12 protein-coding genes and 2 pseudogenes are annotated in these 14,710 nt (G+C 50.4%); 10 read left to right on the forward strand and 4 right to left on the reverse strand.

The window, feature by feature from the left end; all coding sequences use genetic code 11:
- The first annotated feature begins 172 nt into the window (after positions 1-172).
- The 6 genes and pseudogenes from JMJ04_RS30320 (at position 173) to JMJ04_RS48525 (ending at position 6,303) form a co-directional block, all read left to right on the forward strand.
- Positions 173-1,324, forward strand: coding sequence for an ATP-binding protein (locus tag JMJ04_RS30320; protein ID WP_201374095.1), 1,152 nt, complete (start codon positions 173-175; stop codon positions 1,322-1,324).
- A 246-nt stretch (positions 1,325-1,570) separates the two neighbouring features.
- Positions 1,571-2,770, forward strand: a pseudogene (locus JMJ04_RS30325) (RNA-guided endonuclease TnpB family protein).
- A 372-nt stretch (positions 2,771-3,142) separates the two neighbouring features.
- Positions 3,143-4,825 carry a reverse transcriptase/maturase family protein gene (locus tag JMJ04_RS30330; RefSeq protein ID WP_201374096.1) on the forward strand — a complete coding sequence of 561 codons (1,683 nt, stop codon included), beginning with the start codon at positions 3,143-3,145 and terminating at the stop codon, positions 4,823-4,825.
- Positions 4,826-4,905: 80 nt separating this feature from the next.
- A complete protein-coding gene (locus JMJ04_RS47105) occupies positions 4,906-5,172 on the forward strand; it encodes an IS110 family transposase (protein ID WP_236038667.1) in 267 nt (88 codons plus the stop codon).
- Positions 5,148-5,924 carry an IS110 family RNA-guided transposase gene (locus JMJ04_RS30335; RefSeq protein WP_236038638.1) on the forward strand — a complete coding sequence of 259 codons (777 nt, stop codon included), beginning with the start codon at positions 5,148-5,150 and terminating at the stop codon, positions 5,922-5,924. The genes JMJ04_RS47105 and JMJ04_RS30335 overlap by 25 nt, the downstream gene beginning before the upstream one ends.
- 67 nt (positions 5,925-5,991) lie before the next feature.
- Complete coding sequence (locus JMJ04_RS48525) at positions 5,992-6,303, forward strand: HNH endonuclease (protein WP_338001076.1); 312 nt, start codon at positions 5,992-5,994, stop codon at positions 6,301-6,303.
- Between the two features lie 136 nt (positions 6,304-6,439).
- On the opposite strand, the gene JMJ04_RS30340 is transcribed toward JMJ04_RS48525, so the two are convergent.
- From JMJ04_RS30340 to JMJ04_RS30350, 3 genes are all read right to left on the reverse strand, one after another.
- Positions 6,440-6,781 carry a hypothetical protein gene (locus JMJ04_RS30340; RefSeq protein WP_201374098.1) on the reverse strand — a complete coding sequence of 114 codons (342 nt, stop codon included), beginning with the start codon at positions 6,779-6,781 and terminating at the stop codon, positions 6,440-6,442.
- A gap of 153 nt (positions 6,782-6,934) precedes the next feature.
- Positions 6,935-8,014: a hypothetical protein gene (locus JMJ04_RS30345; protein WP_201374099.1), complete on the reverse strand. Its 1,080-nt coding sequence runs from the start codon at positions 8,012-8,014 to the stop codon at positions 6,935-6,937.
- A 25-nt stretch (positions 8,015-8,039) separates the two neighbouring features.
- Complete coding sequence (locus JMJ04_RS30350; protein WP_236038523.1) at positions 8,040-8,585, reverse strand: hypothetical protein; 546 nt, start codon at positions 8,583-8,585, stop codon at positions 8,040-8,042.
- Between the two features lie 720 nt (positions 8,586-9,305).
- Between JMJ04_RS30350 and JMJ04_RS30355 the strand changes: the two genes are divergently transcribed.
- The 3 genes from JMJ04_RS30355 to JMJ04_RS30365 all read left to right on the forward strand — a co-directional run bounded on the left by JMJ04_RS30355 (position 9,306) and on the right by JMJ04_RS30365 (position 12,947).
- Positions 9,306-11,108 (forward strand): thiamine pyrophosphate-binding protein, encoded by a 1,803-nt coding sequence (locus tag JMJ04_RS30355; protein WP_236038525.1) that lies wholly within the window; start codon positions 9,306-9,308, stop codon positions 11,106-11,108.
- A 185-nt stretch (positions 11,109-11,293) separates the two neighbouring features.
- The gene (locus tag JMJ04_RS30360) at positions 11,294-12,304 is read left to right on the forward strand and encodes a 3-oxoacyl-ACP synthase III family protein (protein WP_201374101.1); all 1,011 of its coding nucleotides are present in this window, start codon (positions 11,294-11,296) and stop codon (positions 12,302-12,304) included.
- Between the two features lie 115 nt (positions 12,305-12,419).
- Positions 12,420-12,947, forward strand: coding sequence for a YceI family protein (locus JMJ04_RS30365; protein WP_201374102.1), 528 nt, complete (start codon positions 12,420-12,422; stop codon positions 12,945-12,947).
- Between the two features lie 226 nt (positions 12,948-13,173).
- Here JMJ04_RS30365 and JMJ04_RS30370 read toward each other — a convergent pair.
- Positions 13,174-13,365, reverse strand: a pseudogene (locus JMJ04_RS30370) (transposase); the annotation flags it as partial.
- Between the two features lie 320 nt (positions 13,366-13,685).
- On the opposite strand from JMJ04_RS30370, the gene JMJ04_RS30375 reads away from it, so the two are divergent.
- On the forward strand, positions 13,686-14,522 hold the full coding sequence (locus tag JMJ04_RS30375) for an alpha/beta fold hydrolase (protein ID WP_201374104.1): 837 nt from the start codon (positions 13,686-13,688) through the stop codon (positions 14,520-14,522).
- Positions 14,523-14,710 lie beyond the last annotated feature (188 nt).

A 14,710-nucleotide genomic window follows, 5' to 3' on the forward strand; every position in this document is an offset into this window, starting at 1 on the left:
AATGTTCGCTCTCGTTGAAGCCAGGCATCCATGCTGGAATGGTCTCCTTTTTGGAGCGTCTGTTCAGCTTGGATGGAACTCCTATAGTACTAAGGAAAGAGATGCATCTTACAATGGGGAAGAGATTGATGGAGACAGAAGCGCTTCCCTTTTTATCCAGGAAGGTAGTTGCATGCAGCATGAACCATATGGGGAAAGCCAGCAACCTTTCGGACGCCTTAATGGTCTTTTTGCCAAGAACCCGGAAGCTCGTGACTTTCTTGCCCAGGCTATTTTAGACTCAGTGACGGTCATGATGGCAGTTCTGGATACCAACGGAAGAGTTCACATTGTCAATGAAGCATGGAGACGCCAGGCGCGAGAATCCTGTTCACCTGACCAATTGGCACGTACCGGGATAGGGATGAATTACCTGGACGTGTGTAAACACGCACAGGGAGCATCTGCTGAAGAGGCTCCAGAAGCTTTCGCAGGTATTGAGGCGGTCCTGGGAGGAAGACAATCCTCATTTACTTTAGAATATCCCTGTTTTTCGCCAGCGCGGCAGAGTTGGTATCTGATGAGCGCCACCCCTCTTCCAGGAAATGCAGGGGCGGTGGTTGCCCATATCGATATTACCGAGCGCAAACAGCTCGAGCAGCAAAAAGATATCTTCATCAGTATGGCAAGTCATGAGTTGCGAGCGCCATTGACTGCCTTGAAAGGTTTAACGCAACTTGAGAAAAAGAAAAGTGAAAAGCGCGGTTTAAGCGAGTCTCTCCGTTTTCTGGCAAAGATGGAGAGACATATTGATCAATTGACAAAGCTTGTCACTGAGTTATTCGATGTGGCAAAAATGCAGGCAGGGAGATTGGACTATGTCAAAGAACCTCTTGATCTGGATGCGTTGATCAACGAGATTGTTGAAACGGCACAACTGACGAGCCCAGGTCATAGGTTAACGATTCATGGAGCCTCGCATGCGACAATTAGTGGGGACCGGGACAAACTTGGACAGGCCTTTACCAACCTGTTGAGCAACGCCATCAAATATTCCCCTCAGGCAGACTATGTGGATATCTCCCTGGAGACTGTGCAAGATGGAGCTTTTGTGCGCATCCAAGATGTTGGGATTGGTATTCCCAAGGAGCGCCAGGACCGACTCTTTGAGCGTTTCTATCGTGTTGATACCTCCAAGCAGAACTATGTTCCCGGACTCGGTCTGGGCTTATACATTGCACATGAGATCATCAAGCATCATGGAGGAGAAATCACGGTGAGCAGTGAGGAGGGGAAAGGATCAATCTTCTCAGTTTCGCTTCCTTTGCACGTATCCGCCACGTAGGAGACCATTCCAGCATGGGTGCCTACTTCAACAAGCCAGATGCGCTCTACTTTCTATCGGTAGAGAACTCCTACACAGAGATTGGCGGCCTTATGAGCACCCAGATTAAATGGGTTCCTTATCAAACCGCGCCATCGATCCCCCATGTTTTTGAAACATGGGGATGAATGGCGCGTTCCTTTTATGAGGTGGATAGGGTGGTGTGCATTGTTACATCTTTACATCTTATATGCTATAATGTAATGCATGAAACAGAAACGCGCGTTCAAGTACCGGGTGTACCCCACAGTACAACAATAGCAGATCCTTGCTCAGACCTTTGGGTGCTGTCGCTTCATCTATAACTGGGCATTGTGCAAGAAAACCGATGTCTATTACAACGAGCAGCGACGCCTCTATTACAAAGATCTGAGCCTCTTGCTGACTGAACTGAAACAGCAAGAAGAGACCCACTGGTTGAATGAGGTTTCCAGTGTGCCCTTGCAGCAAGCTCTTCGCCACCTGGACAAAGCGTTTCTCAATTTCTTTGAAGGGCGTGCCAAATATCCTGCCTTCCACAAGAAACGGAACACCCAATCCGCGACCTATACCGCCAATGCCTTCACCTGGCGCAAGGGCTGTCTCACCCTTGCCAAGATGAGTGAGCCCCTTGATATACGCTGGTCGCGCCCTCTGCCAAAAGACGCCCCCCCTTCGAGTGTGACCATCTCCAAAGACTGTGCTGGCCGCTACTTCATCAGCATCCTGGTGGAAGACGAGATTGCCCAATTGCCTGCTCATTGGCAGGCAATTGGTGCTGACCTTGGCTTGACGTCCTTTGTCGTCCTCTCCACGGGCGAAGTCGTGGGCAATCCCAGATTCTTTCACAAGGATGAGAAGAAGTTGGCGAAAGCCCAACGCCGCCATGCCAGGAAGAAAAAAGGGTCCAAGAATCGAGACAAAGCACGTCTCAAGGTCGCACGTCTTCACGCCCGTATCGCTGATCGTCGCCGTGACTTTCTGCACAAGCTCTCGACTCGCCTGATTCGTGAGAACCAAACGATCTGCGTGGAGAGCTTGCAGGTCAAGGACATGCTCAAGCACCCGACACTCAGCAAAGCCATCAGTGATGTGGGGTGGTCCGAGTTTGTGTTCCAACTGGAATACAAAGCCGACTGGTACGGTCGCAACGTGGTCAAGATCGACAAATGGTATCCCTCCAGTAAACGGTGTTTCGCGTGTGGGCATATTCTCACCTCCTTAGCGCTTGATGTTCGTCAATGGGACTGCCCAGGATGTGGTGTCCACCATGACCGCGATATCAATGCTGCCAAGGTGCGCCGTTTCGGCGCGTGTAAAGATCCTCTCTTGAAGAGAGAAAGGTTGAGAACAAGACCTTTAGGACAACCAACCTACTTAGAGGGGAAACCCAAAGAGGAAAGCAGCATGTTGGTAAAGCGGGTATGAGGGAAGATATGTACATCATGGCTCCGCAAGTCCTGTATGCATGGTGAAGCTGAATTGCTGAACCCAAGTTTCCAGTGGTCTAAGCATTGGCCCGTCACACCATATCTAAAGTGACGACACCGGAATACCTACCTTTTCTTGGCGGATAGGAAATGTTCTCTCCGGTGAACGACCAGTAAGGAACTGGTTCAAGGAAATCAAAGGGCACCTCCCCATACTACTACGTCTTTCACGCGCAAATACGGGATCGCCTACAAGCCGAAAGGCTCATGGCGACGGAGTTTTCATAGTACTCAAATGCTCAGAATAATATCTGAGACAAGGGGAAGGAAAACAGGGAACACCGAGAACTAACATAGGGAGGTGCGCGAGATGCGCTCTGCCACAACTATCTTAGGGATCATTCATGAACGAGGCAAACAGAGATTGCCATTGGAACGAGTGTCTAGGCTCCTGTTCAATCGCGATCTGTATCTGATGGCCTACGGCAAAATCTACAGAAATAACGGAGCCACAACGCCAGGGAGCACCCCTGAAACAGTGGATGAGATGTCCTTGCAAAAAATTGATACCATTATCGAAGCTTTACGCTCCGAACGGTACCGATGGGCACCAACGCGACGTGTCTACATTGAGAAAAAGAACTCGACGAAGAAACGTCCGCTCTCGATGCCCACTTGGTCGGACAAACTCTTTCAGGAAGTCATTCGATTGATCCTGGAGAGCTACTTTGAGCCGACCTTCAGCAACTTCTCTCATGGCTTCCGCCCTGGCAGAGGATGCCATACAGCGCTCAGGCAGATAGACGACAACTGGCACGGAGTCAATTGGTTCATTGAGGGAGACATACAAGCGTGCTTTGACAGCCTCTCACATGAATTCCTCATGCAAGCGTTGGCTGAACACATTCACGATGGGCGATTCCTTCGACTCATCCGAGAACTCCTACGAGCGGGGTACTTAGAGGAATGGAGATACAACGCCGCAGTCAGTGGCGCACCCCAGGGCGGGATTGTTAGCCCCATCCTTTCCAATATTTACCTCAGCAAATTCGACGACTACGTTGAAAATACACTCATTCCAATGTATACCAAAGGAGCCAGACGAAAGAAAAACCATGAGTACGATAACCTTCTGTGTCAAGGCTACCGATTACGAAAACGAGGACAATATACTCAGGCGATCAAAGCGCGCAAAGCCGCACAGAGACTCCCCTCAGTAGACCTCTATGACCCTGACTATCGAAGGCTCAAATTTGTACGGTACGCAGACGACTGGCTTCTGGGACTCACTGGTACAAAGAAAGAAGCTGAAGACATCAAAGAGCAGATGAAGACCTTTCTCCGTGAAGAACTCAAGCTCGAATTATCGGACGAGAAAACTCTCATCACTCACGCAAGGACCAAGGCTGCTCGATTTCTCAGCTACCACATTTCAGCTTCACAGGATGACACCCGTCAAACCAAGAAAAAACGGAGTAGCAACGGCCATATTCGGCTACGAGTCCCACCAGATCTCTTGCAAAAGAAATGCCAAAAATATCAGCGAAACAACAAGCCCGTCCACCGAAAAGAATTGAGCAACAACACGGAATACTCCATTGTTGCTCAGTACCAATCGGAATTTCGGGGTTTCGCGGAATATTACCAACTAGCAAATGACCTTCACAGGCTTAACAGCCTGAAATGGATAATGGAACAATCCCTAGCAAAAACGTTGGCAACGAAACTGAAAACGACCGTGAAAAAGGTCCACAAGAAGTACGGAGCCACCTGGACAGGAGACGGAAAACTCTACAGAGGGCTTCAAGTCATTGTCCCACGCGAAGGAAAGAAACCATTAACCGCCAAGTGGGGAGGCATTTCTCTCAAGAGAAGCGTCATGCGCCGCAGGCGCCCCGTTCTGAATGAAAAAGGACTCGAAGGACTATACTGTGGAGGAAAGATGCCAAGAATGAAAACGATGTCCTTACTAAGGCCAGAGAGCTTGAAAGAGAAGCTGTCTTGGGCGTCTGGAAGAACCGCTCATTGTCGCTCCATTCCTGGAAGCACGTAGAGGAAACTCTCATTGTGGAAAGACGCCCTCTTGGTGATCTTTCAGTGCGTCTGTCTGATCAGTTTTCAGGAGGAACAGCAATGGAAGTCGTGTATCCGCGATGCAGTGGTCTGGATGTCCATAAGCGCTTTGTCGTGGCATGCCTAAGTATTGTCGAGCATGGGCAGCGCCACAAAGAATTGCGACAGGTCAGTACCATGACCAGCGACATCCTGGCATTGAAGGCATGGCTTTTAGCTTCTGGCTGTCGCCAGATTGCCATGGAGTCCACCGGGTCTATTGGAAACCCATTTTTCACGTGCTCGAAGACTCCTTTGAAATTGTGCTGGTCAATGCCCAACACATGAAAGCCGTCCCTGGGAGAAAAACGGATGTGAAAGACGCAGAATGGCTTGCCGATTTGCTGCAACATGGGTTATTGAAAGCCTCCTTCATTCCAAGCAGCGAGCAACAAGCCGTTCGTGACCTCACCCGAACACGCATGCGCTTGCTCCAGGAACGCACCCGCCTGATCAATCGCATCCAGAAGGTGCTCGAAGATGCCAATATCAAGCTCGCATCGGTGGTCAGCGATATTATGGGAGTAACGGGACAAGCGATTCTGAGCGCGCTGGTAGCGGGGCTAGAAGATCCTGAGCACCTGGCGCATCTGGCGCGAGGGAGCCTGGTCAGGAAACAGGACCAGTTACAAGCAGCTTTGCAAGGTAAGCTGACCCCACATCACCGGATGCAGCTCGAAGAATTGCTCCCGTTGATTGCCACATTAGATCGCTCCATTGCCCACTTCGACCGGGAGGTGGCTGAACGCTTACGGAGGTTTGATGCCCTCATTGAACGGGTCGATGCAGTGACGGGACTTGCGCGACGGAGCATCGAGGTCTTGCTTGGCGAACTCGGCTGGGACATGAACCACTTTCCTGACGCCGCTCACGCAGCTTCCTGGGTCGGCATCTGCCCAGGCCAACATGCGCACAGGAGGCAAGCAACAGAGTGGCCGCACACGTCAAGGCAATCGCTGGGCCAAAACGGTGCTTATTCAGGCGGCTCACGCCGCAGGCCATACTCAGACGTATCTCGGCGAACAGTACCGTCGGATTAGTGCGCGACGAGGAAGCAAGAAAGCCGCAATGGCTGTTGGGCACAGCATTCTGGTGATTTTCTATCACATGGTCAAAACGGGTGAGCCATACCATGAGAAACTACACGCAATCCTCAATGACCACCCCCAACCTTTCTGGCCGAACCGGTCAGAACTAGAAAAGCGCCTCCTAGCTGATGCCTGTGAGTTATGTGGCTCAACAGATCGAGTGGAAGTGCATCATATTCGAGCCCTGAAAGACCTCGAACAGAAAGGAAGACGAGAAAAACCTTTGTGGGCAAAAGTGATGTCGGCCCGCAAACGGAAAACTCTTGTCGTATGTTGGTCGTGTCACAGAAATATCCATGCCGGGCGCTCTGTGACGATGCTTCAGACATGAAGTGGGTGTGACTGGAGAGCCGGGTGCATCGAAAGATGCAAGCCCTGGTTCGGAGAGGGACGGGCAGAAAAGGCCTGGAGACAGAACCTCGCTGGCCGTCTACTCTACAACATTGTGGCCGTGGGGCTCACGGTCCTTAACGCCTGTGGAGAGTCTGTAAGACCTGGACGGGTTTTGTCTCGTTCAGGCAAGACTCAGACCCTCGAGGTGACTCGAGGAATCCCCCAGCTTGAGCCGTGGGGAGGATGTCAAGCTTCGGTGTAGCGGTAAAAGCGAAGAAACTGGCGTTGGGGATGTGCCCACGTTTCTGCATATCCTGTACGATGCGGTCCTCCAGGTCTTCTGGTTTCTCACGCTCACTCTCTTCCGCCTCCTTCAGGCTTAGCGCGGTGAGTGCCTTTTTCATCAGGCTGCCACTCTCACCACTCTGCGAGGAATATGCCTCGTCAATGAGGACAGCGAAGCGTTCCCCCTGCATAGTGCTGATTTCATCGACAATGACAGGAGCAACGTAATGGAGAAACCTGCAATCGTCATGGCAAGAGAGGATAGGGGCGCCATGAGGGTTAAGGTTGCATTTCTTTGGAGAAGGCAAGCAATTAGAAAAGATCACTTGCCTTCGCTTGGTTTATCACCTTGTTCTCTGATCGAAGGAGTTGGTGTCTGGGGTGGGTACTGGAGCATTGGCGATTGTCTGGCCTTGAAGCTCCGCAATCATTGGATCGATGAGCGTTCTCGTCATGGGGAGAACGATAGGTTGCCTGTAGGTCTTCGCCCGTTGGATACCTTGCACCTGGTATTTGACAGCCTCTTCCACACGGTGTGCCTCTCTCTCTGCGAGCGATGCTCGCTGGAAACGCACGAGCAAGGTATTCAGCGCGCTCGCGATCTGCCAGAGCACTTTCCCCTGCGAGAATGGGACTCGTGCGCTGAGATCTCCATTTGCGACCGCAACATGGACATCCAGAAGTTGCTGCATGCCTTCTTCAAGTTCTTGCTTCTGGTCCGCCAGTTCGTGTTCCAATTTCGCGATCATCTCCGCTTTATCAGCACGTTTAGCTGCTTGATTGGTTCCTAGTACCCACAAAAAGGAGACTCCTGCGACCATCAACTGAACACCCACGGGTCGAATCAGCATGGGGATGAACTGAGATGCTAGGTCATGCGTGAGAACCAGGTCATGCGGCTGCCAAAGCAAACTTACAACGATCACGGCTATGTTATAGAACATGACAATAAAGACGGTACCTGGAGCGAGAAGCGAAACACAGAGTAGCTCACCAAAGACAAATAATTCGTATTGTTGGATGCTCGGTTCGTCGAGGGGCCACGTCGTAAAAATGACCATGGTCAAAGCCGCCTCGAATGCGAATGTGAGCAGAATGCCTGCGGTCTGCGGTTTTTTAGCCCGATTAAAAGTGAGGGCGGGAATGCAGAGGGCTAGCATGCCCAGGTCCGCATAAAGGACATAGGGATTGGGGAGCGCCAAACAGCCTGGAATAAATAAAATAAAGGTCACAAGAAGCCAGAAGACAATTGTGGAGAGCAAATGTGATTTTCTGGCGGCTTCTCGTTGCGCGAAGGAAGCATTTGCGGGAGGGTCTGGAATGGAGGTCGTGTTGTACCACCATTGTACCAAACCATGTCGCTCGCTTTTCTGTTCCACTAATTCATTGGGAGACCATCCTTGATTGGGTATACCCTTATTCATTGTGCCTATCCTTCCTTGATAAAGCTTAGGTTGTAGTGATGACGTTGAGGGCTAAAAGTACACGAAGCGCTTCCTCAGTGACCTCTGGCCGCAGTGGCATTTCTCTCTTTATCTCCTCAATGCTTCGTTGCCCATCGATTGCTCTATACACTGTCGTTAACATCAGCTTGTGCTGGTCTGTCCAGCCATGTAATGTTGTCACATCGAGCGGCGCAACGATTCTGGGGACAGGAGTGCTATGCCCCAGACGAGGAGAAGAGTCTAATCGTGATGTTGGTGGTGTTGGTGAAGGTGGTGCTGGAAGAGGTATCAGCTTCCACTCAAATGGCCCCTTCTCAGCATCGACTGTGATTAGGGTATTGAGTTCCATCGGTTGGCGTTCCCCGCTCCTCGCCTCAACGTAACAAGAGGTGACCTTCCCTTCAACGAGCTGTATATATCCCATACAGCGACCACGAATGCCAGGTATATGATAAATCTTGGCCTGCAACAGGCCATTTTTCCGGTATCGCTCAAATACTTTGAGACTAAAGGCCAAGCCAAGGCTCGCATCGAAATAATCTTTACTCATGCCGCGCCTCTTACCCATTGCTGAAAATACTGACATTCCCTTCTCTCCACGATTTTTCATAGAGCGCGTATGGCGCGTTTGGTCTCAGTGAAACGGAGACCTTCACTCTTCACAGCGAGTGAGGACGACAAGGGTCTGCCAGAGCCGAGAGAAGCTCTATCCCATGCGACTCAGGTTAAATGTAACACATTCAAACATAGAAATCTATTAAATTGAAGATGGATGCGTCTCATCACTAGACTTCATTTGTTTCGCAAGACGCAAAAATGATTCCAGCTTGTTTGGCTCCATAAGCCACTTGAGCTGGAATTTGCTCTTGATATAATTTGTACCTTTGCGCAGAGTTGAACGCTAATCGAGATAATGCTGACTGTTTGGAGTCATAGCAAAATACTCTCATATAAATGGTTGAGTTTTTAGTATTACTGATCCACAATTGCAACCGCTTTATAGCATTTTTGCGCTATCATGGGAAGGTAACTAGACAATATATGAATGAAGTGATATATACAAATAAGGTGTAGCCACTTCCACTTTTATCGCGAAAGGAATATTTTTTCTAAATATGATCTCTTCTCCAGGCAGAAAGGCATGGATTGCCGTGTTCTTCCCTGTGCATTGCAACAACATCCCAGGCCCTTGGCTGAGATTCGCCTGAGAGATCTTCTCCTCGTGCCCCACTGCTTTTAGACATAGCATGTGAAAGGAGTATTTTTAATAATGCAGGAAATGCAGGAAATGCAGGAAGCATCTACCGTGACAGAGCCACTAACCACATCTGCCATGCTGGAATCCCCTGCCATCCACGTCTTGCTACAGGCGTTAGAGGAAATCGGCGTTACCCATATCTTTGGGGTTCCTGGTGGCCCCCTTGTGCCTCTCTTTGAGGCCCTGGCCCAACGGCAGCGTATCCAACCCATTTTAGCCAAACATGAGGAAGGGGCTGCATTTATGGCCGAGGGATATGCACGTGTGCGCCGTGGATTGGGTGTCTGTTGCGGGACCAGTGGCCCTGGTGCGACGAATTTGCTGACGGGCATCACCAGCGCAACGAGTGATTCTATTCCCGTGCTGGCGCTCACCGGTCAGGTCGCGACAAGTGCCTTTGGCAAAGGCGGGCTGCAAGACAGTAGCAGCGGGAACCGGACCATCGATATCGTTGATGCCTATCGCACAGCTAGCAAATTATCGCTCATGCTCCAGAATAGCCAACAGATGCAGCATATGATCCGCCGTATGGTTCGTGCTGCTTTGACCGGGCGGCCTGGCGCGGTGCATCTCAATCTTCCTGCCGATGTGGTCAAACAATCCGCCCCCGATGATGGACTCCCTGTAACAAAATTTTTCTCTCATACACTCCCCTCGGGCGATCCAGCGGCGATCCAGGATGTAGCCGCTACCTTGTATGCGGCCAAAAGGCCCGCCTTGTTCGTTGGGCATGGCATTAATCTTTCAGGCGCATGGTCTCCTCTCCAGCTCGTGGCAGAAATGCTACAGATTCCTGTTGCCACGACCTTGAAAGGGAAAAGTGCCTTCCCGGAGCGGCATGCGCTCTCGCTCGGAGTTTTTGGTTTCGGCGGTCATCCCCTGGCGGAAGCATATTTGTGCTCTGAAGAGGTCGATGTTCTGGTGATCATTGGCACGAGCCTGGGGGAATTTCAAACCAACGGGTGGGATAAAAGGTTAGCGCCCCCTCACCGTACCATTATCCAGATTGACCTTGACCCATTGACGATCGGCAATATTTATCCTGTTGATCAGAGCGTGATTGGTGATGCGAAGGCAATCCTCAAAGCGCTTGCGAAGGCACTTGGTGTGCTGGCTCCGCTCCCCCAGGAAAGGCCGCACCCGACAGAGAACATATTGGAACGCATGCGGACAGAGACCCCTCGTTACTACAATGCCGAAATGCTCCAGAAAGGGGCTCCTATTCTCAAGCCTCAAGCGGTAGTCTCGAAAATGAATGAGGTGCTGCCCGACGAGACGTTGCTTTTTGTTGACAATGGCAACTGCCTCTCGTGGGCGGGTCAATTTTATGAAGCACGCCAACCTGGAACGGTGTTTTTCGCGACCAATACGGCATCGATGGGCTACTCTGTAGCCGCAGCCATTGGTGGCAAGGTCGCGGCTCCCAGGCGCCCGGTCGTTGCCCTGCTTGGTGATGGGGCCTTTGGCATGCACGGTATGGAGATCCATACGGCTGCGGAATATCAATTGCCAATCATCTGGGTGATACTCAACAATGGGGGGCATGGGATGGTGTATAACGGCGAGAAATTGCTCAATGGGCAATCGTATCTGACGACGTTTGGCAACCCATTGGATGTGAGTGCCATCGCCTGGGGTTTGGGTATAGATGCTTTCAAAGCTATGAATCTCGCCGAGTTTGAAGGTGCCCTGCGCCACGCGCTTGAGGCACAGGTGCCTTGTGTCATTGAAGCCATGGTTGATCTTGAAGAAGTCCCGCGTTCGTTGCAACAACGTGCGGATACACTGACCGCCTTCTTTGGCAAACAAGCGTAGGCACAGCAGAGTGACAACTCCCTTCGCGGATAGAAGGTACCTGTAGCCGCGAACCCGATTAATCAGGTTCGCGGTCTGTGTAGTAAATAAGGTGAAATCTGCACGATTTTTGAGGCTCTTGTTCATTATTTACATCAATAGCATCCAATATTTAGATAAACAAATTAAGAGAATGAAGAACAAGCATGCAGCAGCTACTGAAACATCTGGTTAGTCAGCCAAAGAAAAACTTGAATCGTATAGGAATCAAAGGGTGTGGCTTTAGCGTTCCGCCGAATATTCGCGGCAATGACGATCCTATTTTTCATCAGGTTATCACAGTTGCAAACGCCCAGGGGATCGCTGAAAAGGACCTTTTCACTGGCATGAAAGAAAGGCGATACCTGGCTCAAGGTGAGCGGATTGAACCACTGATGGTCGAAGCGTCTCAGTTAGCGCTCCAGCGAGCGCAAGTGATTCCAGAAGAGATTGATCGGCTCTATGGATATGCGTCCGTACCAGAGTTTTATACGCCCAATAGCCTCTATCTAGTGCATAAAGGTGTCCAACTTCCCGAGCACACTCTAGTTGTACCAATGAATAACGAATTTAGCACCTTTTTGCTTGGCGTGCTTGAAGCATGCACTGCCATCACAGCAGGACGGAGCAAGTACGCATTGATCGCCTGCGGAACCAACTGGACACACTATATGGATTATACGCAAGGGCACGCGCTCAGTATTGGCGATGGTGCGGGTGCTGCAGTTGTTGGGCCAGAGGCAGATTTTGAGCTGATCGACTACGCAACACAAACGTTGAGTGTTCAATATGGTGCGATGACGATGCAATCGCGTGATACCCAACGTGCGACGTACAAGATCACGGAGGATACAGGGATTTACTCCTTCCAGGTATCTGCAATGGAAGGGATACCCACGATGGTTCAGAGCTTACTCAACAAACATGGGTTGACGGGGGCGAACATCGCCCTCATTACCCATCAAGCATCGCGAGTTTTGATGGATCACTGGGCAGAGCGTCTTCAGCCCAAACAATATCTGGACACCCTGGCACCGTTTGGGAACCTGACGTTGGCCTCCTATCCTGTCACCCTTGCCTACCATTATTTGAATATCGCGACCGATTACCTGGTGTTCGCGGCGGTAGGCGTGGGCTATCATCAAACGGCGCTGCTTTTAAAGCGACACAACCGCTAAACATGTGACATACCCAGGCTGAAGAGACGAAGTAAGAAGAAGGGGTGCGATCTCTCCTCTCTCACGCACGTATCTACGCTTTGTGGAGTTTGGCCACCTTTGTAGGAGTATCTCTATGTACTGGGACATTGATCCGTATAATACGCTCGTTGAATTTTCCGTGAAACACCTGATGATTAATGTCGTCAAAGGACGCTTTAACGAGGTACAAGGAAGTATTTATCTGGATACCCAACAACCGGAAAATTCTTGGGTCAAGGCATCGGTCAACACGGCCAGTCTCTCAACGGGTATTGAGCAGAGAGATTTACACCTGCGCTCTGCTGATTTCTTTGATGTGGAACGATATCCTACCATTACCTTTGAGAGCACGCGTGTCAGGCGTACTGCCTCCAAAAGCTGTGTTATCACTGGGAATCTGACCATGTGTGGCATTACGCATACTGTTAGTTTTCAAACAGATTTCAATGGCTACGCACGCGATCCCTTTAGCGATGGTTGGCGACTTGGCCTCCTTTCAATTGGTACCATCGACCGGCGCATGTTTGGTATGCACTTCAACCAAGTCTTGGATATGGGCATCTCCCTTGTTGGCTACGACACGCGCATTGAGCTCTGCATAGAAGCTGTCAAGAAGCCATAATCGAGAACTTCCCCTCTGTCTTTTTTACAGAGAGAGAGCTAGAAAGTCCCCGTGATTTATCCCTGACGCTTATACATTGGTGTTTAGATAAATAGGACCTGTGAGAACGTGCGTCGCACGTTCTGCCAAAAAGGAAAAATGCTCATATTAATGACTCTGGTAGCAAGATTAGCCCTTGGTTTTAGCTTTGCACTTGCTTTTGAGAACCATGGGATGCGCTTGAGTGACGTGTACGTTCTAGCTCGCGTTTGAGTCGGCGGTTTTCCTCTTCCAAAGCGGTTTGATGGCCGCTCCCAGGGAACGCTTCGGGGCCATGCTCAGTCAACTCCTTGCGCCATTGGTGAATAGAGGTATCAGAAATGCCGAGCTCACGAGCAATCTGCGTAATCGGCTTGCCGCTCGTTTGCGCCAGTCTCACGGCTTCTCACTTAAATTCCGGCGGATAGATTTTCTGTTTTTCCTGCATGATCTCATTCCTCCTTCGAGAATAGTATATCCAAATATTCCACTACTCTACAAAAGTGGAGCAAGCTCACCATGCATTATATATGTGAAAAAGGCCTTGTTTTATGAGAGGAAATAGGTAAGAAAATGCTGGCGAACAATGCTGTGCGCATATTTTTCTCCTGGTATTGATGCTCCCGGCAATATATACTGAGAGGAGCTTCTCTTCAAGCGAGGCTAACTTCAGCCGCAAGATATTCGTCTTCAGCAACAAGAAAAAGGAAATGTTCGCTTATGGAATGCATCGTTCGAGGTGTTCCTCTCTTTTATGAAGTCTATGGAACAGGTACTCCTATCATTTTGCTTCACGGATTCTCTTGTGATCACCGACAGATGAAGGGCTGTCTGGAACCGCTTTTTGCCCAGCTGCAAGGATGGCAACGCCTCTATCTGGATCTGCCCGGTATGGGGCAAACGCCCGGCAAGGAGTCTCTCAAGAGTACGGATGACATGCTCGATGTTGTCGTCAATTTTATCGACGTTGTCATTCCTGGGCAACCGTTTCTTCTCGTGGGCGAATCCTATGGGGGATATCTGAGCCAGGGAGTAGTTCACCACAAGTTTGAGCAGGTTGCAGGGATGGCGCTCATTTGCTCTGGCGTTATTATGGAACGATCCCGACGCGATCTTCCACCGCGCACGGTGATGCTTGAAGACCCAGTTCTGTTGGCTCAGCTCGATCCTGCCGATGCAGAAGAATTTACTTCGATGGCTGTGGTGCAGGATCAATACCATTGGGAACGTTTTCGAGATGAGATTCTCAAGGGGGCGAAAATTGCCGATGAAGCGTTCCTTCAGGAAATCAGTCAGCGGTATAGCTGCTCATTTGATGTTGGGAAGCTTCCTCACCCTTTTCCTAGACCAGTCGTGTTTCTTACAGGGAGACAAGATCATGTTGCAGGGTACCGCGATGCCTGGCGCATTCTGGAAAACTATCCTCACGCAACATTCGCGGTCTTGGACCGAGCCGGTCATAATTTACCAATTGAGCAGCCTCAGCTCTTCAATGCCTTGATAGGCGAGTGGCTGGATCGAGTGCGCGAAACCATGCAATCGTATTCTTTCTCCTAATGGTGGGTTACATCCACCAGGATCGTGAGCGTAAGTGCATTGCGAATTACTGAAAAGTTTGGCCGCTTCCTACCAAAGGGTTGGCCATGAGCAGTTCTCACCGGGAAATGGGAAACAAGGCCACGCACGCCTTGCTTCAAGAAAGCGTATCAGAGCTTTTGCGTGGCCTTGTGTGTCAATGATGGAAG

Origin of the sequence: Ktedonobacter robiniae (assembly GCF_016587375.1) — a bacterium.
GTDB classification, from domain to species: domain Bacteria; phylum Chloroflexota; class Ktedonobacteria; order Ktedonobacterales; family Ktedonobacteraceae; genus Ktedonobacter; species Ktedonobacter robiniae.

Excerpts from the sequence above, each read along its gene's own strand:
- JMJ04_RS30320 (WP_201374095.1), top strand. The coding sequence starts at position 173 with ATGCAGCATGAACCATATGGGGAAAGCCAGCAACCTTTCGGACGCCTT.
- JMJ04_RS30330 (WP_201374096.1), top strand. The coding sequence starts at position 3,143 with ATGCGCTCTGCCACAACTATCTTAGGGATCATTCATGAACGAGGCAAA.
- JMJ04_RS47105 (WP_236038667.1), top strand. The coding sequence starts at position 4,906 with ATGGAAGTCGTGTATCCGCGATGCAGTGGTCTGGATGTCCATAAGCGC.
- JMJ04_RS48525 (WP_338001076.1), top strand. The coding sequence starts at position 5,992 with ATGGTCAAAACGGGTGAGCCATACCATGAGAAACTACACGCAATCCTC.
- JMJ04_RS30340 (WP_201374098.1), bottom strand. The coding sequence starts at position 6,781 with ATGCAGGGGGAACGCTTCGCTGTCCTCATTGACGAGGCATATTCCTCG.
- JMJ04_RS30345 (WP_201374099.1), bottom strand. The coding sequence starts at position 8,014 with ATGAATAAGGGTATACCCAATCAAGGATGGTCTCCCAATGAATTAGTG.
- JMJ04_RS30350 (WP_236038523.1), bottom strand. The coding sequence starts at position 8,585 with ATGAGTAAAGATTATTTCGATGCGAGCCTTGGCTTGGCCTTTAGTCTC.
- JMJ04_RS30355 (WP_236038525.1), top strand. The coding sequence starts at position 9,306 with ATGCAGGAAATGCAGGAAATGCAGGAAGCATCTACCGTGACAGAGCCA.
- JMJ04_RS30360 (WP_201374101.1), top strand. The coding sequence starts at position 11,294 with ATGCAGCAGCTACTGAAACATCTGGTTAGTCAGCCAAAGAAAAACTTG.
- JMJ04_RS30365 (WP_201374102.1), top strand. The coding sequence starts at position 12,420 with ATGTACTGGGACATTGATCCGTATAATACGCTCGTTGAATTTTCCGTG.
- JMJ04_RS30375 (WP_201374104.1), top strand. The coding sequence starts at position 13,686 with ATGGAATGCATCGTTCGAGGTGTTCCTCTCTTTTATGAAGTCTATGGA.